14 protein-coding genes are annotated in these 18066 nt (G+C 61.4%); 3 read left to right on the forward strand and 11 right to left on the reverse strand.

All coding sequences use genetic code 11. The annotated features are described in order from the left end of the window. The first annotated feature begins 43 nt into the window (after positions 1-43). A complete protein-coding gene (locus ACEXKH_RS05900; RefSeq protein WP_373573439.1) occupies positions 44-1546 on the forward strand; it encodes a hypothetical protein in 1503 nt (500 codons plus the stop codon). 132 nt (positions 1547-1678) lie between these two features. On the opposite strand, the gene ACEXKH_RS05905 is transcribed toward ACEXKH_RS05900, so the two are convergent. From ACEXKH_RS05905 to ACEXKH_RS05915, 3 genes are all read right to left on the reverse strand, one after another. Beyond that, complete coding sequence (locus ACEXKH_RS05905; protein ID WP_373573440.1) at positions 1679-1885, reverse strand: hypothetical protein; 207 nt, start codon at positions 1883-1885, stop codon at positions 1679-1681. Positions 1886-2018: 133 nt separating this feature from the next. Then, positions 2019-4646 carry an ATP-dependent chaperone ClpB gene (gene clpB / locus ACEXKH_RS05910; protein WP_373573441.1) on the reverse strand — a complete coding sequence of 876 codons (2628 nt, stop codon included), beginning with the start codon at positions 4644-4646 and terminating at the stop codon, positions 2019-2021. Positions 4647-5013: 367 nt separating this feature from the next. Beyond that, positions 5014-5685 carry a hypothetical protein gene (locus tag ACEXKH_RS05915; RefSeq protein ID WP_373573442.1) on the reverse strand — a complete coding sequence of 224 codons (672 nt, stop codon included), beginning with the start codon at positions 5683-5685 and terminating at the stop codon, positions 5014-5016. A 532-nt stretch (positions 5686-6217) separates the two neighbouring features. On the opposite strand from ACEXKH_RS05915, the gene ACEXKH_RS05920 reads away from it, so the two are divergent. Further along, a complete protein-coding gene (locus ACEXKH_RS05920) occupies positions 6218-6865 on the forward strand; it encodes a hypothetical protein (RefSeq protein ID WP_373573443.1) in 648 nt (215 codons plus the stop codon). Between the two features lie 451 nt (positions 6866-7316). Here ACEXKH_RS05920 and ACEXKH_RS05925 read toward each other — a convergent pair whose 3' ends face one another. The 5 genes from ACEXKH_RS05925 to dnaK form a co-directional block, all read right to left on the reverse strand. Beyond that, positions 7317-9617: a hydratase gene (locus tag ACEXKH_RS05925; RefSeq protein ID WP_373573444.1), complete on the reverse strand. Its 2301-nt coding sequence runs from the start codon at positions 9615-9617 to the stop codon at positions 7317-7319. Between the two features lie 377 nt (positions 9618-9994). Beyond that, entirely contained in the window at positions 9995-10411 is a 417-nt protein-coding gene (locus ACEXKH_RS05930) for a heat shock protein transcriptional repressor HspR (RefSeq protein WP_006235210.1), read from the reverse strand. A 72-nt stretch (positions 10412-10483) separates the two neighbouring features. Continuing rightward, on the reverse strand, positions 10484-11449 hold the full coding sequence (locus ACEXKH_RS05935) for a DnaJ C-terminal domain-containing protein (protein ID WP_373573445.1): 966 nt from the start codon (positions 11447-11449) through the stop codon (positions 10484-10486). A 108-nt stretch (positions 11450-11557) separates the two neighbouring features. Next, positions 11558-12400, reverse strand: coding sequence for a nucleotide exchange factor GrpE (locus ACEXKH_RS05940; RefSeq protein ID WP_373573446.1), 843 nt, complete (start codon positions 12398-12400; stop codon positions 11558-11560). Positions 12401-12402: 2 nt separating this feature from the next. Then, complete coding sequence (gene dnaK / locus ACEXKH_RS05945; protein WP_117564548.1) at positions 12403-14295, reverse strand: molecular chaperone DnaK; 1893 nt, start codon at positions 14293-14295, stop codon at positions 12403-12405. Between the two features lie 530 nt (positions 14296-14825). Here dnaK and ACEXKH_RS05950 point away from each other — a divergent pair. Beyond that, on the forward strand, positions 14826-15077 hold the full coding sequence (locus tag ACEXKH_RS05950; protein ID WP_158564522.1) for an indolepyruvate ferredoxin oxidoreductase subunit alpha: 252 nt from the start codon (positions 14826-14828) through the stop codon (positions 15075-15077). A 201-nt stretch (positions 15078-15278) separates the two neighbouring features. On the opposite strand, the gene ACEXKH_RS05955 is transcribed toward ACEXKH_RS05950, so the two are convergent. From ACEXKH_RS05955 to ACEXKH_RS05965, 3 genes are read right to left on the reverse strand one after another with little or no spacing between them, the layout of a single operon-like run. Further along, complete coding sequence (locus ACEXKH_RS05955; RefSeq protein ID WP_373573447.1) at positions 15279-15824, reverse strand: transcription repressor NadR; 546 nt, start codon at positions 15822-15824, stop codon at positions 15279-15281. Next, positions 15824-16684: a carboxylating nicotinate-nucleotide diphosphorylase gene (nadC, locus tag ACEXKH_RS05960; RefSeq protein ID WP_373573448.1), complete on the reverse strand. Its 861-nt coding sequence runs from the start codon at positions 16682-16684 to the stop codon at positions 15824-15826. The genes ACEXKH_RS05955 and nadC overlap by 1 nt, the downstream gene beginning before the upstream one ends. 3 nt (positions 16685-16687) lie before the next feature. Further along, positions 16688-18064 carry an L-aspartate oxidase gene (locus ACEXKH_RS05965; protein ID WP_373573449.1) on the reverse strand — a complete coding sequence of 459 codons (1377 nt, stop codon included), beginning with the start codon at positions 18062-18064 and terminating at the stop codon, positions 16688-16690. Positions 18065-18066: the final 2 nt, after the last annotated feature.

Raw genomic sequence — 18066 nt, forward strand, 5'->3', positions numbered from 1 at the left:
TTTTTGGGTACAGTGTTGAGCCGATATTGAGCTTGGGGGATATATGAAAGATGAGACGATGGGCCAAGAGGATGCGGCCCAAGATGCAGAAGCGTGTGCCGAGGCCCTGGAGAGCCTAGACCAGATCGCACTGGCCGAGATTGCGTTTGACGATTCGAGCGTTGATGTGCGGGATGAGCCGGAAATCGAGGCGCAGCCCGATAATCAGGATGCAAAAGACGATGGCGCCGCGCCCACCGAGGACGAGGCGGGGCACGAGGAATCCGAATGCGAGGCCGACGACCAGCCCGAATCCGACACGAGCGAGGAAACCATCTTGCTCGACAGCTTGCCGGCCGAAGATTCACTGACCCGCGAGCTTCCCGGCCTGGGCTCCGCGCCTGCCGTGGACGAGACCATCGCCATGGGCGATATTCCCCTACCGTCCGTTCCTTCGGCACGCGAAGCCGAGGTTCGTCATCGCAAGATGTCGCCCAAGCGCCGCAACCTGATGGTTGCCGGCGTTGTGGCCGTCGCGCTCGTCGCCGGCGGCGCAGGCTATGCCGCCTGGAACGGATATCAGCAAGAGCAGGCTGCCGCTGTCGCCGCCAGCGCGCACACGATGATGTCGGTGCAGATTGGCGTGCATGCCGCGGACCTCGACTGCTCAACCGGCTCCAAGATTCCCGTACAGGTGAGCGGGCAGGATTCCGACGGTTCTTCCGTGAGCGAAACACTCTACGTTGACGAGCATGGTCGTGGCATTAAGCTGCTGCCCGGCGACTATACGCTCTCCATCGCTGGGTCCCCCATCGCAGCCGACGGTACCATTTACACCGTGCCGACCACCAAGGCGCAGGTCACCATTAAGAGCGATGGGCAGGATTTGAGTGCCCAGGCCACCTTTAAGCTCAAGGTGCCTTCGGCCGACACGGTGACTGACGACCAAATCGATGCCGCCGCCAAGTATGCCGAGGAAGGCGGGGTGAACTCCGCCGCGGTCGCAAAGGTGCTCCAGCAGGCGGCAACCGCGCGACGCGACGCCGCAACCAACGCCGTGAGCTCCCGCAAGGCGCAGGCGGCCCGCGACGCCGATGCTCGACATAAGGCAACGGACCTGTATCAGCTCGATATCCCCGTCGAGTGGTACGGCAAGGTCGAGACTTGGCAAAATGGCAGCACGCTATGCATCTATCTTGCCGGCGACACGAACACGCCGCTTGTGACGCTTGTCACGGTGCGCGACGGCGAGAGCTTTACGCCCGATGAGGGCGACGCGGTTTTGGGTGCGGCAAACCTCGGCAACGGCTACACCGTCTACGCCAGCGGCCCCGTCTATCCGTACGTGGTGCCCCAGACCATCAACGGGCGCACGCAAGACCCCGTGTCGACCTACCCCATGGACACGGCCATTGAGCTTGTCGAGCTCACGACCGGCAACCGCTACACCTATAGCCAGATCAAGAACGTGCTGGTCGGCAAAGACGGCAAGGCCGACGCCGCCACCAAGCTCGAATGCGACTACCTCGCCCAGATTCTGATGCCGAGTATCAAGGCCCAGGACTAGCCGGCCCAAAGACAGCCGCCCAACACCCACATCCCTAACGCAGTTGCGGTGAAATAGGGATTGTTTTTACTGGTCAAACCGCAAAACAGTCCCTATTTCACCGCAACTTATTGGTGGCCTTTTGGGTGGCACTCAGCGCCAGGGGTCGGCTTCGAACATTGGCTCACGCTCGGGGCGTCGGTCGCTGTAGGGATCGTAGCCGTCATCGTCCTCGTTCTCGGCACGGATGTAGGGGTCGCGCGGCTTGGGTGCCGGCTTAGGTGCCGGCTTAGGTGCAGGCTTGGGTGCGGCGGGTGCAGCATCGGTCGCCGACGTGTTCGTCTTGTTCTTGTCTATCATCTGCATATCTCCTTGCCATGCAATCGTGCTCAACATCATCGATTGTCGCACGAAAAAGGGTGGCGGACCCAATTGGATCCGCCACCCTTGGCGTTTAGAGGCGGCTGGCAGATTTTAAGGCATGGCCCAAAATCTACTCGGCGTCGGGAACCTCATAGGTAGCCGCCGGCGTGTTGTCGCAAACGACGGTAAAGCCGCCGTCCTTGTCGACATCGACCGTCACCTGATCGCCCTCGCGCACCGTGCCGTCGATGATGGCGGCGGCGATGGCGTCCACGACCTCGCGCTGGACCAGGCGCTTGAGCGGACGGGCACCGAACACGGGGTCCAGGCCACCCACGGCGAGCATCTGCTTGGCCGCCGGGGTGATGGCAAGCGTCATGCGCTCCTTGGCCAGACGCGCGCGGACGTCGGCAAGCTGGATGTCGACGATCTTCTCGATCTGCGCCATGCCGAGCGGATGGAACACCACGATGTCGTCGATACGGTTGAGGAACTCGGGGCGGAAGGTCTGAGCCATGGCAGCGTCGACCTGATGGCGCATCTCCTCCTCGTCCTTACCGGACAGATCGGCGATGGCTTTGGAGCCCACGTTGGACGTCATGATGATAATCGTGTTCTTGAAGGACACCTGGCGACCCTGGCCATCGGTCAGACGGCCGTCGTCGAGCACCTGCAACAGCACGTTAAAGACATCCGGATGGGCCTTCTCCATCTCGTCGAGCAAGATCACGGAGTAGGGACGACGGCGCACGGCCTCGGTGAGCTGGCCGCCCTCGTCGTAACCCACGTATCCCGGGGGCGCACCGATCAGACGCTGGACGCTGAACTTCTCCATGTACTCGGACATATCGATACGCACGAGCGCGCGCTCGTCGTCGAACAGGCACTCGGCAAGCGCCTTGGCGAGCTCGGTCTTGCCCACGCCAGTGGGGCCCAGGAAGAAGAAGCTGCCGATGGGCTTGTCCGGATCGGAGAGGCCCGCACGGCTGCGGCGCACGGCTGCGGCGACAGCGGAGACGGCCTCGTCCTGGCCGATGACACGCTTATGCAGCTCGCCCTCCAAGCCCTTGAGCTTGTCGAGCTCGCCCTGCATCATCTTGGACACGGGCACGCCGGTCCAGGCGCTCACGACCTCGGCGATCTCATCGGAGGTCACCTGTTCGTTGAGGCCCTCGCCGTCCTGCTGCTTTTGCGCCTCGAGCGCGGCCTCGGAATCCTGAATCTGCTGCTGCAGGCCCGGAATCACGGAGTAGCGCAGCTCGGACGCACGACCCAAATCGCCGTTGCGCGTCGCGCGCTCCTCCTCGCTCTTGGCCTCGTCAAGCTGGCTCTTAAGCTCCTGCACGTGGTCAATGGCGTTCTTCTGGTTGAGCCAGCCGGCCTTTTGCACGTTGAGTTTTTCCTGGACCTCGGCAATCTCCTGGCGCAGGGCCTCCAGACGCTCCTTGGAGGCGTCATCGGTCTCTTTCATGAGCGCCTGTTCCTCGATCTGCAGCTGGGTGAGCTGACGCGTGGTGGCGTCGATCTCGACCGGCATGCTGTCGAGTTCCATGCGCAGGCGGCTTGCGGCCTCATCGACCAGGTCGATGGCCTTGTCGGGCAGGAAGCGGTCGGCGATGTAGCGATCGGAGAGGTCGGCGGCGGCCACGAGCGCGCTATCGGTGATATGCACGCCGTGGAAGATCTCGTACTTCTCCTTGAGGCCACGCAGAATCGAGATGGTGTCCTCGACGGTAGGCTCGGAGACCATCACGGTCTGGAAACGACGGGCGAGCGCCGCGTCCTTCTCGATGTACTTGCGGTATTCGTCGAGCGTGGTCGCGCCGATCGCGTGCAGATCGCCACGAGCGAGCGCCGGCTTGAGGATGTTGCCGGCGTCCATGGAGCCCTCGGTGGCACCCGCGCCCACAATGGTGTGGAGCTCATCGATGAACAGGATGACCTTGCCTTCCGATTTTTGCACTTCCTTGAGTACGGCCTTCAAGCGGTCCTCGAACTCGCCACGGTACTTGGCGCCGGCGACCAGCGCGCTCATGTCGAGCTCGATGAGGTCGCGGTCGCGCAGCGTGCTCGGCACGTCGCCGGCCACGATACGCTGGGCGATGCCCTCGACGATGGCCGTTTTACCGACGCCCGGCTCACCGATGAGCACGGGGTTGTTCTTGGTGCGACGGGACAGGACCTGGATGGTACGACGGATCTCGTCGGTACGGCCGATGACCGGGTCGAGCTTGCCGGCGCGGGCCAGGTCGCAGATGTTGCGACCGTACTGCTCCAGTGCCTCAAACTGCGTCTTGTCCTCGGCAGACGTCACGCGGTCATCGCCACGCAGCTCCTCGTAGACCTGCTCGATGCGCTCCTTGGTCACGCTGGCATCGCGCAGCACGCGGCCCGCCTCGCCCTTGTCCTCGGCAAGTGCCATCAGTAGATGCTCGGTCACCACAAAGCTGTCGCCCATCTTGGTGGCCTTCTTCTCGGCCTTTTCGATGACGCGGACGAGCTCGTTGGAAAGACCCATCTGCTGGCCCTCGCCCGACACCTTGGGCGCATGGTCGATGGCATCCTGTGTGGAGCGTGCAAGCTGGGCCGGGTCGGCACCGATGCGCTCGATGATCACGGAGATATTGCGCTCGCCGGCGCCGAGCAGGGCGGACAGCAGGTGAATCGGCTCCACCGCGCCGGCCTGCGCATCGGCAGCCGTGCTCATGGCGGTCTGCAGCGCCTCGCGCGACGTCATTGCTAGCTTATCGATTCTCATGGAATCACCTCTCTTGGGGTGGCCGCCCTACGGGGCGGCTTCACGTTGTTCGAGAAGTATTGTTGCCAGCTTTGCGCGATCTTATACACAAATCTAAGTCTCTATATATAAGATTTTCTGAGTGATTGAAAGATAGGGAGCAGGTGCGCTCACCCGCTACGGCCTCGTCCCCTTACTATCTCAATCTGTAACATCTAGTCAGCAAATAGAGCTCTATCTGTTACAAATCGAGACGAACAGAAAACACTCGGATCAAAAATCTAAATCTGTAACACCAGGCCCACTTTCAGCGGCCAAGATGTTACAGATCGAGACAGACCGAAAACCACCACAAAGAGGACAGGCACCTTTGTGGTGGTCGCGGTCTCTACTCCTTCGCCGAGCCCGTGCTTCCCGATTCGGCGTTCCAGGGCATCTCATCCTCGAACAGCCATGTACGGGCAGACCCACTATCGCGTGCAGTCTGCGGGTCGGGCAAGCAGGTCTGTTCATAGGCATCCTGAATGCACTGACCCATAAAATCGTTGAGCTCGGTCTGGTCGCCCTCCATGACATAGGCGACATCGCCGTCCATGATGTAGATGCCCGGACCCTCATTGCCCTCGTAGCCCGGATCGTACGAGACATCACATAACTTTGCGCCGTTTGCAGTGTCCAGCTCGATGGAAGAGTGGCATCCGCCAACCATGTCGTTCGCTTTTGCCCGATAGGACGCATATCCATACCAGCGCTTAAAGGTTTTGCCCTTGAGCAGCTCAGACGCCCTGTCGATCAGCCCAGAATCCATGGTATAGCGCATAGCCCCAAGCTGAATACGCGGATAATTACTAATGCCCAGTGCAGCCGGTTGCTCATCAAAATCAACGGTAATGGTCTCAGGCTTGTCGTCGCCGGTCAGAAGTTCGACAGATTGCGTCACAGGCTTAACCACCGGCTCCGTCACCGCAGCAGGTAGAAACGCCATGCCGACAGCGCCCATGCCAACCACGGTGATCGCAAGCGCCAAAACAATCAATCCAATACGGGCAGGACTTCTCACAGCAAAGCACCTCACAATGCAAGCCTTCGCCACCTGCACTAATGATATCGCAGCCAGCACTATTACCAAAAGGAGCTACTCGTAACCCACCACCACAAAGGTGCCTGTCCCCTTTGTGGTGGTGCCAGTCTTTTTTAGCGTCCTTCAAGACCCAACGAGAACACAGCGACGAAATCGAGAGCCACCGATAGCCCGTTCGCGCAGATATAGATGGAGATTCAAGACAAGGGTGCCGGCCTAAACGACTTGGCTATCGTACGCCACAACTTTCTCGTCATCGTCCCTGTCGTTTTTATAGTGCTTATAGTGAAAATAGCGAGTTTAGTGAGAATAGTATTGCGCAAAACTCGTGAACTCATTTTTTGACCCCTCGCCCAGAATGAGGGGAGGCAAATATTCCTATTAGAGATCAAATCGAAGCCCAATAGGGCCTTTTAGCCCTCTCATTCCGGGCGGTCGCTTTCTTTTGAATATTGTCGTAAGCTGGTATCACTTATCTTAATGAATGCATGCTGTTTGCGAGGTACCCGCCGTGAAACGCTCCACCTATATCGGCCTGCTCGTCTTAGCGTTTGCAATTACCGCAGTCGGCGTGGGCATTATCTATCTCGCATTTCTCCCTGCCTCGGCAACGCAGGCGGCGGTTGAAACCGTAAGCTACCCCATCGAAATCCTCACCGATATCGTCAAACCCGATTCAATCACCGTCGATTTCGACGGTACGCCCGCAGCGCTTGGGGTCAGTAACTATCCCAGAATCGAACTTGGAGCCACGCGCTATACCCAAGATGAGCAGCTTATCGGCAAGGCAACCAGTTTACTCAAAGGCAAGACGTTTAAGCGATGGTACGGCGCCGCAATATATCGAGCCAAGAAAGGCCAAATGAATGGCGGGTATTATTCGACCCTTGAACTCGATGCGGCAAACGGGAGCAGACTGTGCAACGTTTCATACGACCCCGGCTACGTGGACAACGAAGGGCCGGGAGTCTATATCTCGGATGGCAACGTGATCTACGTCATGGAAGGCGACCAGACGGCAGTCGTCGATTTTATGGATCGGTGTACCGAGGATGCCTACGAACAAACTTGCGAGCCCGATCCACAGACAGCGCGCGACAGTGGCTCAGCACGCACTTGGCTATTTGACGATGAAATAACCTGGACCCCATCGAAATAAGAACCCGCCGGACAGACACCTTCGTGGTAGTTTTCGGCTCCGGCGCTCCGCTGTCTCAATCTGTAACAGCTAGCGGCCCTTTTGGATCCTTGGTGTTACAGATTGAGATGAAATGACCGACGGCAACCGTTTGTCTAAATCTGTAACAACTACTCGGCAAATTGGGGCCTAGATGTTACGGATCGAGATTGGCCGCGAAGCCCCGTCCGAAAATCTCGACCTGTAACATCTAGCGGCATATTTTGCCCCTAGCTGTTACAGGTCGAGATAAACGGGACCACCACAAAGCTGCCTGTCCCCTTTGTGGTGGTCCCAGTCTTTTTTTAGCGTCCCTCAAGACCCAACGAGAACGCAGAAATGTAGCCCGGGGCTTACCCTTTCCCGAACGCGACCCTCGCAAAGCGCGTGAGCGGGCGGGAAAGGGTAAGCCCCGGGCGGACAATTAAGTGCGTTACTCGGCAGCGGCCTTGAACTTGTTGTAGTTGATCAGGCAGCCGGCCTTGACGATGGCACGCTCCTCTGCCGTCATATCGGCAATATAGAGCTCAATCTGCTCGACCGCACCATCGGCACGCACCACGTAGGCGGCGATGTTCTTCAAATCGCCATCGAGCGCGGCACGGATACCCGGCACAAAGACGTAGTCGCCCACCTCAAAGTTGGGCTCGGCCTCCATCTGGAAGGGCACCATGCCCCAGTTCATCACGTTGGAGCGATAGCGCTTGGTGGCGTACTCGTGGACGATGTTGGCCAGACCGCCAATCACGCGCTGGCAGCTCGCGGCCTGCTCGCGGGCAGAACCGTCGCCGGGCTTCTTGGCATAGAGCATGGAGCCATACTCGGTCGCCTTGGCATCGGCCGCGACGCCGGCGCCGGCCAGTGCCTCAAACACGCCGGCAAGCTCGGCATCGAGTGCCGCCAGGTCGCCTGCGGCCTCGCCGGCCACGCGGCGCTTTTCCACCGCGTCGACCTCCTTGGAGCGGCCCACGTAGGCAGGGTCGCGGCGGCTGAGCGTAAACTCGGCCAGGCCCAGCGGGTTGGAGCGGAAGGAGCTTGTCTCGCCCGAGGGAATGAGCTCGTCGGTCGTGGTGACCGGGTCCATGATCTTGGAGCACACCTTGAGCAGGATATCGTCGCTGAGAGGTTCCATCGCGGGCCACGGCTTGATGTTGGGACCCTCGACCAGTTCGTCGGCAGGCTCGGCCTTGCCAAAGCCCCAGTACACGCGCTTTTTGTACGGCGCGTCGTCAAAGGTGTACCCGCAGACCTCGTCCCAAGTCTCCTCGGGCAGGTCGGTCGCCGGCGTCAGGACGCCACCGTTGGCGGCCGTCGCCGCAATGGAGCGAGCGTCCATCAGGGCCACGGCGCTCAGCTGGCCATTACCCGGCTTGGAACCCTCGCGGTTGGGGAAGTTGCGCGTGGTGTGGCGGATCGAAAGGCCGTTGTTGGCGGGCGTGTCGCCGGCGCCAAAGCACGGGCCGCAGAATGCCGTGCGCACGATCGCGCCGGCCTCCATAAGGTCGTAGATATAGCCGCGGCGTGTAAGCTCGAGTGCCACGGGCTGGCTCGTGGGGTAGACCGACAGCGAGAACTCGCCGCAGCCGGTGTTGGCGCCCTTGAGCACGCGGGCGGCCTGGACCACGGAGTCGTAGTTGCCGCCCGAGCAGCCGGCGATAACGCCCTGCTGCACGTGCAGCTTGCCGTCGACGATCTTGTCGAGCAGACTAAAGTGCGTCTTGCCCTCGCCGATCTTGGCGGCCTCGAGCTCCACCTCGTGCAGGATGTCCTCGAGGTTCTCGTTGAGCTCGTCGATCTCAAAGCCGTTGGAAGGATGGAACGGCAGCGCGATCATGGGCTTGATGCTCGACAGGTCGACCTCGACGCAGCCGTCGTAGTAGGCGACATCGGCGGGCTTGAGCTCGCGGTAGTCGTCGCCGCGGCCGTGCATGGCCAGGAATGCGTGCGTGTCCTCGTCGGTGGCCCAGATGCTCGACAGGCAGGTCGTCTCGGTGGTCATGACATCGACGCCATTGCGGTAGTCGGTCGTCATGCTCGCGATGCCGGGGCCCACAAACTCCATGACCTTGTTCTTAACGTAGCCCTTGGCAAAGACCGCCTTGATGATGGCGAGCGCCACGTCGTGCGGGCCGACGCCAGGACGCGGGGCGCCCGTGAGGTAGATGGCGACGACGCCGGGATAGGCGACATCGTAGGTGTCGCGCAGCAGCTGCTTTGCCAGCTCGCCGCCGCCCTCGCCCACGGCCATGGTGCCCAGGGCGCCATAGCGGGTGTGCGAGTCGGAGCCCAGGATCATCTTGCCGCAACCGGCGAAGTTCTCACGCATAAAGGAGTGGATGACGGCGATGTGCGGCGGGACGAAGATGCCGCCGTACTTCTTGGCAGCTGAGAGGCCAAAGACGTGGTCGTCCTCGTTGATGGTGCCGCCCACGGCGCACAGCGAGTTATGGCAGTTGGTGAGCACGTAGGGCAGCGGGAACCGCTCCATACCCGAGGCGCGCGCCGTCTGGATGATGCCGACAAAGGTGATGTCGTGGCTCGCCATGGCATCGAAACAAATCTTGAGCGCCTCGGGGTCGCCGGACGTGTTGTGTGCCTGGAGGATCGAATACGCGATGGTGCCGCGCTTGGCATCCTCGGGCGTCTGCGTAATACCGCGCTCGGCAGCCTCGGCCGCAGGCACAACCTCGCTGCCACCGCGCAGGTAGATGCCGTCCTCGTACAGCTTGACCATACTGTCTCCCACTCTGCCCGAAAGGCTCGGGCGCATAGCATACATTCGTTCAATATCGTGCCATAGAACGGTTGCGAGTGGGTTACGAATCTACACGTTCACTTTATCTCAGTAAAGTACAGGACAAGCCCGATGTGGGCAGGCAGATTTGGTGCAAGAGCGTCCCTTTCGACTAGTCATTTAAGAACGTCCCCAATGACTACCCATAACAACGCCGATGTTTTGGCGCGGACAGCGAAAGCCCGCCAGAGCGAGCAAGGTGCCTTGAAACGAGGCGGCATTGATCTTTTGATCATGCCGCCGAAGTTGAAAGGCAGATTGCCGCTCTGACGGGCTTGCAGCGTCAACTGGTTACGCGGTTTGGTAAAACCGCGTAACTACAAATCCCCGCCGGCGCCCAAAAGCTTGCGCATGACTTGCTCGGGGTTGACTGAACCATCGCGCGGGGCCAGGGCGGTGATCTTCTTCTGCATCTTGTACTCATGCAGCTCGTCCTCGAGCTGGCGCACGCGAGCACGGAGCTTTTCGTTCTCGCGCTCACGCTCCTCGGCACGCTCCTTCATATCGAGGATGCGCACCACGCCGGCAAGGTTGATGCCCTCGTCGGTGAGCTGGTTGATGAGCTCCAGGCGCTCGATATCGGCACGCGAATACAGACGCGTGTTACCGCCTGAGCGCTGGGGGTTCACCAGGCCCTTGGACTCGTAGACGCGCAGAGTCTGCGGATGCATGCCGGTCAGCTCGGCCGCCACGCTGATCATGTACAGCGGTTTGTTCCTATTGTCCTCGGCCATGCTACCTGACCCCTTTCCGTCTCGTTATCGTCCATCATAAGCCCGCGGGCGCGGGCGTGCGCCACGACCGCCCTAGAACGTCGCCTTGTAACGGTTGACCTTCTCGCGATAATCGCGCGTGTCGGCCTCGCGCAGCCTGGTCATGGCATCGCGCTCGTCGTCGGATAGGTTCGTGGGAACCTGCACCTTGATCTCGACGAGCAGCGCACCGGTGCGACCACGGTGCTTAACGTCGGGCGCACCCATCTCCTTAAAGCGGAACTTCTTGCCCGTCTGGGTACCCGCGGGCACCTTCAGACGAACCGTCGCACCGCCGGGCGTGGGCACGTCCACCGTGCAGCCGAGCGCCGCCTCGTAGACCGAGACCGGTACCTCCATGGTCACGTCGGCACCTTTACGCTTAAACAGCGGATGCTCCTCCACGTGCGTGGTCACGACCAGGTCGCCGCGCTCGCCGCCGGCAACGCCATACTCGCCGCGACGCTTGTAACGCAGCTTACCTCCGTCGACCGCGCCCGCAGGCACCGAGACCGTAATGGTCTGCTGCTCGCCCGTCGAGGGAATGCGGTAGGTAACCTTGTGCGTCACGCCGCGAAACGCGTCCTCGGCCGTTACGTCGACAGTCAGCGACAGGTCGCCGCCCTTGCGAGCACGGCTGCGGCCAGCGCCGGCACCGGCAGCGCCCGCAGCCCCGGCAAAGCCCGAGCCCCAATCACTGCCCCAGGCGCCGTTGCCGCTAAAGATGCTGTCGAAGATGTCGCCCCAGCCGCTGGCACCCGCGCCGGCACCGTAGCCGCCACCATACGCGCCGCCCGCGCCCGGCATACCGCCAAACATGAGCATCTGGTCGTACTCTTTGCGCTTCTTCTCGTCCGAAAGCGTCTCATAGGCCTCGCTGATCTCCTTAAACTTGGCCTCGTCGCCGCCGGCATCGGGGTGATATTTTTGCGCGAGCTTGCGAAACGCGCTCTTGATCTCTTTGTCGGAGGCGCTCTTGGATACGCCCAGGATGTCATAGAAGGTTTTGCCTGCAGCCATCGTAGCTCCTCTCCTGTTACATCCGCCGCCCCTGCGGACGGCGGCTCATGCTTTCATATGGCACTAGGCCAGAAAGGGCCCCGGGTGTTGCCCCGGGGCCCTTCTCAATTACTCCTCGGTGCTCTCGGCCGTATCGGCCGCGGCATCCTCGGGCGCCGCTTCGGGCTCCGGTGCGGGGCGCTTCTCGCCACCGTAGGTCACCGTCACCATCGCGGAACGCAGGATGCGGTCCGCCATGCGGTAGCCCTTCTGGTACACGTCGTTGACGGTCTCGTCGTACTGCGATGCGTCCTCGACACGCCCCACGGCCTGGTGCTCGAGCGGATCGAACGCCTCGCCCTTGGGGTCGATGGGCTCAACGCCCTCGTGCGCAAACACATCGAGCAGCTTGGCATGCACCGCGTCAACGCCATCGACGAATTGCTTAAAATCGTCGGAAAGCTCCTGGCTGCGGGCATGGTCGATTGCACGCTCGATATCGTCAACCACCGGCAGCAGCGCCGTGACGAGCTTCTCGGTCGCACGCTCGCGCTCGGCAATGCGCTCGTTGGCGGTGCGGCGACGGAAGTTCTCCCAGTCGGCCTGCAGACGGGCGGTGCGCTCGGTGGCGTCCTTTGCCTTGTCCTCGGCGGCCTTCTGAGCCTCTGCCGCAGCATCGAGTTCGTTGCGCACGTCGGCAAGCTCCTTTTGGGCCTGCTCGAACTTGAGCTTAAAGTCGTTGTCGGCGGCTTCCTCACCGGCGCGGATAGCGGCTTCCACCATCTCGTCCTCGGTCATCGTCGCCTCCTTGTTGGAATCCTCTACCTGGTTCTCGGCAGCCTCGGCGGCCTCGGCCTCGTTGGCCTCGGTATCGTCGACGGCCTCTACGGGAATCTTCACGTCCTTCTCCTCAGAGTCAACGGGGGCGGCGCCAGCGGCAGCCGCCTCCGTGCGAGCTTTACGGGCGGACATGATTACTTGTCCTCGTCGTCCACAACCTCGTAGTCGGCGTCGACAACGTCATCGTCGGCAGGCTGGGCACCGGCGGCGCCGTCGGTCTGCTGCTGAGCGTCGGCGTAGACAACCTGAGCCAGCTCGTAGGCCACGGACTGCAGGGACTCGCCAGCGGCCTTGATGGCCTCGACGTCAGAGCCCTCGAGCGCCTTCTTGGCGTCGGCGATAGCGGCCTCGGCCTTGGACTTCACGTCGGCGGAAACCTTGTCACCCAGCTCGTTGAGGGTCTGCTCGGTGGAGTAGCACAGGCTATCGGTCTGGTTGCGGACCTCAACCTCTTCCTTCTGCTTCTTGTCCTCCTCGGCATGAGCCTCGGCGTCCTTGACCATACGATCGACTTCGTCGTCGGACAGAGCGGTGGAGCCGGAAATGGTGATCTGCTGCTCCTTGCCGGTGCCCTTGTCCTTAGCGGAGACCTTGACGATGCCGTTGGCGTCGATGTCGAAGGTGACCTCGATCTGCGGCACGCCGCGGCGGGCAGCCGGGATACCGGTCAGCTGGAACTTACCGAGCGACTTGTTGTCGCGGGCAAGCTCGCGCTCGCCCTGGAGCACGTTGATCTCGACGCTGGTCTGGTTGTCGGCAGCGGTGGAGTAGACCTCGGTCTTGGAGGTCGGGATCGTGGTGTTGCGGTCGATCATCTTGGTCATGATGCCGCCCATGGTCTCGACGCCCAGCGACAGCGGGGTAACGTCGAGCAGCAGGATGCCCTCGACGTCGCCGGTGAGCACGCCGCCCTGGACGGCAGCGCCGTCGGCAACGACCTCATCGGGGTTCACGGACATGTTGGGCTGCTTGCCGGTCATGGTCTTGACCAGATCCTGGACAGCGGGCATACGGGTAGAGCCGCCGACGAGGATGACCTCGGTCAGATCAGAGAGCTTGAGCTTAGCGTCGCGCAGGGCGTTGGTGACAGGCTGCTTGCAGCGCTCGAGCAGGTCGCGGGTGATCTTCTCGAACTCGGCGCGGGTCAGCGTGTAGTTGAGGTGCAGCGGGCCGGACTGGTTCATGGTTATGAACGGCAGGTTAATGGTGGACTGCTGCGCCGCGGAGAGCTCCTTCTTGGCGTTCTCGGCGGCCTCCTTCAGACGCTGCAGGGCCATGGGGTCCTGACGCAGATCGACGCCGTTCTCCTGCTGGAACTTGTCGGCCATCCAGTCGATGACGCGCTGATCCCAGTCGTCGCCGCCCAGGTGGTTGTCGCCCGAGGTGGACAGAACCTCAAACACGCCGTCGGCGAGGTCGAGGATGGAGACGTCGAAGGTGCCGCCACCCAGGTCGAAGACCAGGATGCGCTGGTCGGTGCCCTGCTTGTCCAGGCCATAGGCCAGGGCGGCAGCGGTCGGCTCGTTGACGATACGTTTGACGTTGAGGCCAGCGATCTTGCCGGCGTCCTTGGTGGCCTGACGCTGGGCGTCGTTGAAGTAGGCCGGGACGGTGATGACGGCGTCGGTGACGGTCTCGCCCAGATACTTCTCGGCGTCGGCCTTCATCTTTGCGAGCGTCATGGCGCTCACCTGCTCGGCGGTGTAATCCTTGCCCTCGATGTCGACGACGGCACGGCCACCCTGGCCCTCCTTGACCTCATACGGCACGGTCTTGATCTCGGAGGTGCACTCGGAGTACTTGCGGCCCATGAAGCGCTTGATGGAGAACACGGTGTTCTTGGGGTTGGTGACAGCCTGGTTCTTAGCGGCCTTACCCACGACGCGGTCGCCGTCAGCACGGAAGCCAACAACGGACGGGGTGGTGCGGTCGCCCTCGGCGTTCACGATAATGGTCGGAGAACCGCCCTCGAGGACGGCCATAGCGGAGTTAGTAGTACCAAGGTCGATACCAAGAATCTTACTCATTAGAAATTCCCTCTCTCTTTTGCGTTCGCGCTGCCTCGACGGTCTGTCGCGCAGCGCTTCGGCTTGTCTTTCAGGATGTAGTGTATCCCCTTATGGGCCGGAATATACAAAATCTAAGTCAATTCATATAAGATTTCTTATCTCTGAGAGTTTAGGTTCGCAAATGCGCAGGTAGATGTACTGTTTGAGTTCTCGGCAGATCTATTGAGATCTATGTAGAGTTGACTGAGGTTTGCGTCCGGGGGTGCCTGGGGGCCGTCTTGCGGAAAGTTCATCCCGGTTTGAGCGTGGATTCCGGGTCGCAGTTTCCTCTAGCGGGCCCAACCGGAAACTGCGACCCGGTTTTCGGCCAAATAACGGGATGCCCTTTCCGCAGGCGCGCTCAATCGCCCTATATTTCAAGTCACCTATAGCTAACATTTGCGCAGCTCAACGGCCTCACCTGCATGTTTTTTAGTAAGCCGTAGCATACTCGGCGAACGGTATGAAGATGCCGGTCAGAGGGTATTGCAAACGGTCGCTCCCGTGGTATGTTTTTGCCCGAATCAAACCGACGCGCATCGCCTGTAGCGTCGGTCAACAGAGAGGAAACTACCATGGCTCATCCCGTAATTGATGCCGACGAGTGCATCGCTTGTGGCGTTTGCGTCGACTCCTGCCCCGCTGGCGTTCTGGAGCTCCAGGACGTCGCTACCGTCGCTGACGAGGATTCCTGCGTCGCCTGTGGCGCTTGCCAGGACGCTTGCCCCGCCGGCGCGATCACCGAGATCGTCGAGGAGTAACAACTCCCCCACTTGCACACTCACAAGTACACCGTGCACAAAAAAGGAGGCCTCCGCATCGCCGCGGAGGCCTCCTTTTGCATGTGTGGGCAGCTAATTTGAAGCGGGACCCTTGGCAGTTGCGGTGGAATAGTTCCTGTTTTATGGCTTGGATGCCGATTTTAGGAACTATTTCACCGCAACTTATAGATGCAGCGTCGACTAGGACAGGTCATCTTCGTAGGGCATTAGGTCTGCCAGATAGCCCTTCTCCTTGAGCATGGCCTCGATCTCGTCGAGGGTTTGCTCGTCTTCTGCCGCAATACGATGGAAGTGATAGCCGCTCGTCACCGTTAGCAGCGGAAAGCTCTTGCCGCTCTCGATATCGTGCAGGTAGCGCTCAACATCGCGACGATTGCGGATGTCCAGGTCGGCCGTGATCTTGCCGTACACGCGGTGGTTGACGATCACGTTGAGCACGGCGCCGCCCGCGTCGACGATGCTCGTGAGCTCATCGCCCGCCTGTTCCACGCCATGGCGTACCTTGACCAGACGCGTGGGCACAGCCGGGCTGCTCGGCGCCTCCTGTAGTACATAGCCACGATTGGTGGCGACGATATCGTGCCCGTCGGCGCGCAGCAGGGCGATGTCCTGCACCACGACCTGACGGCTCACGCCCACCTCGTGGGCAAGCGCACTGCCCGAGACGGGATCTTTGGCTCCCTCGAGCACGGCCAAGATGGCACGGCGACGCTCGCGGGCGTCCATTATTTACCGTCCAGCAGACGCAGGTGCTTAAGCGAGAGGTCGAGAATCGGCGCAGAATGCGTCAGCGCCCCCGAGCTAATAAAGTCAACGCCCAGGTCGGCAAGCGCGCGGATATTGCTGGCGTCCACGTTGCCCGAGCACTCGGTCTTGGCACGACCGGCGATAAATTCAATCGCGGCAGCCATATCGTCGTGGGTCATGTTGTCGAACATGATGATGTCGGCTCCGGCCTCCACGGCCTCGCGCACCATGTCCAGGTTCTCGCACTCGATCTCGACCGTCGTGGTAAACGATGCATGGGCGCGCGCCATCTCAATCGCACGCGTCACGCCACCGGCGGCATCGATGTGGTTGTCCTTGAGCATGACGGCCGTCGACAGGTTGTAACGGTGGTTGCTGCCGCCGCCGATCTCGACCGCGGCCTTCTCGAAGACGCGCATGCCCGGCGTGGTCTTGCGCGTATCGACAAGCACGGTCTTGGTGCCCTCGAGCGCAGCCGCCATCCGATGCGTGTAGGTGGCGATACCGCTCATACGCTGTAGATAGTTGAGCGCCACGCGCTCGCCCGAAAGCAGCACGCGCGCGTCGCCGCGCACTTGGCCCACGTGGTCGCCGGCGTGCACCTCGTCACCATCGGCAACATCAAACAGCACCGAGCTCTGCGAATCCAGCAGCTCAAAGGTGCGAGCGAACACATCCAGGCCCGCGATAATGCCATCGGCCTTGGCGATGAGCTCCACCGTGGCGGGACGCGCCGTGGGGCACACGCTCGCCGTGCTCACGTCCTCAAACGTAATATCCTCGCGCAGGGCCTGCAGGATCAAATCATCGACGACGAGCTTCATGGTAATGGGATTCATGGTCTACTCCTCCACGGCCTGCGTGCCGGCGGCACGGGCCAAATCATCGATTGCCAGGGTGTCGGCGCTCAGGGCGCGATGACGGCCATCGAGCGCGGGATCGCCCGCCTGCTCCACGGCCAGTGACTCGCCGGTACGCATGTACCACGCGGCGCGGCGACCCCAGACCAGCGCTTCGAGCAGGCTGTTTGATGCAAGGCGGTTCTTGCCGTGAACGCCGTTGCAGGCTGTCTCGCCCGCGGCGTAGAGCTCGGGCATCGAGGTGCGGCCGTCCTTGTCGACCCACACGCCGCCCATAAAGTAGTGCTGCGTGGGCGTAACGGGGATGGGCTCGTCCAAGATGTCGCGGCCGTCCTCCAGGCAGCGTGCGCGGATGTTGGCGAAGTGCCCGGTCACCACGTCGCGCTCGACGGGGGCAAAGCTTAGCCACTCGTGCTCGGTGCCGTCCTGCTTCATCTGCTCGCGAATAGCGGCGGCGACCACATCGCGCGGCTGAAGCTCGTCGGTAAAGCGCTCACCGGCGGCATTGAGCAAAATCGCTCCCTCGCCGCGGCAGCTCTCGCTGATCAGGAAGGTGCGGCCCGGCTGCGGCGAGAACAGACCCGTGGGGTGAATCTGCACGTAGTCCAGGTGCTCCATCTTAATGCTATGCTCCTGAGCGATGTAGCAGGCATCGCCCGTGAGCTGCGGGTAGTTGGTCGAATGGTCGTACACGCCGCCGATACCGCCCGTCGCCCACAGCGTATGGCGGGCATGGATCTTAAACGGCTCGCCGACATGCACGTCCTCGGCGGCGTTTGCCAGCTCGTCGGCGGGACGAACCGAGTTGTCCTCGTCCACGGAAACGGCGACGACACCGGTGCACACCGTGGCGCCGTCACGCTCGCCCGTCAGGATGTCGGTCATGGCCACGTGCTCCAAAATCTGCACGTTATCAAGCTTGCGAACGGCCTGGAGCAGCTTAGTCGTGATCTCCTTGCCCGTAATGTCGGCATGGAAGGCGATGCGCGGGCGGCTGTGCGCGCCCTCGCGGGTAAAGTCGAGGCTGCCGTCGGCCTTGCGCTCAAAGTCCACGCCCATGGCCAGCAGGTCGTTGATGACCGAACGGCTCGAGCGAATCATGATGTCAACACTCTCGCGGCGGTTCTCGTAATGGCCGGCATGCATGGTGTCCTCAAAGAAGGCATCGTAGTCAGAACCCTCGGGCAGCACGCAGATGCCGCCCTGCGCGAGCATCGAATCGCACTCATCGACGGCGCCCTTGGAGAGCATGATTACGCGCGTTCTCGTCGGCAGGTTGAGAGCCGCATACAGGCCCGCCACGCCGCATCCGGCAATGACGACATCGCACTCCATATCGGGGTATTGTTTGGTTTCCACAG

The organism is Collinsella aerofaciens ATCC 25986, assembly GCF_964259375.1.
Taxonomy (GTDB): domain Bacteria; phylum Actinomycetota; class Coriobacteriia; order Coriobacteriales; family Coriobacteriaceae; genus Collinsella; species Collinsella aerofaciens_BO.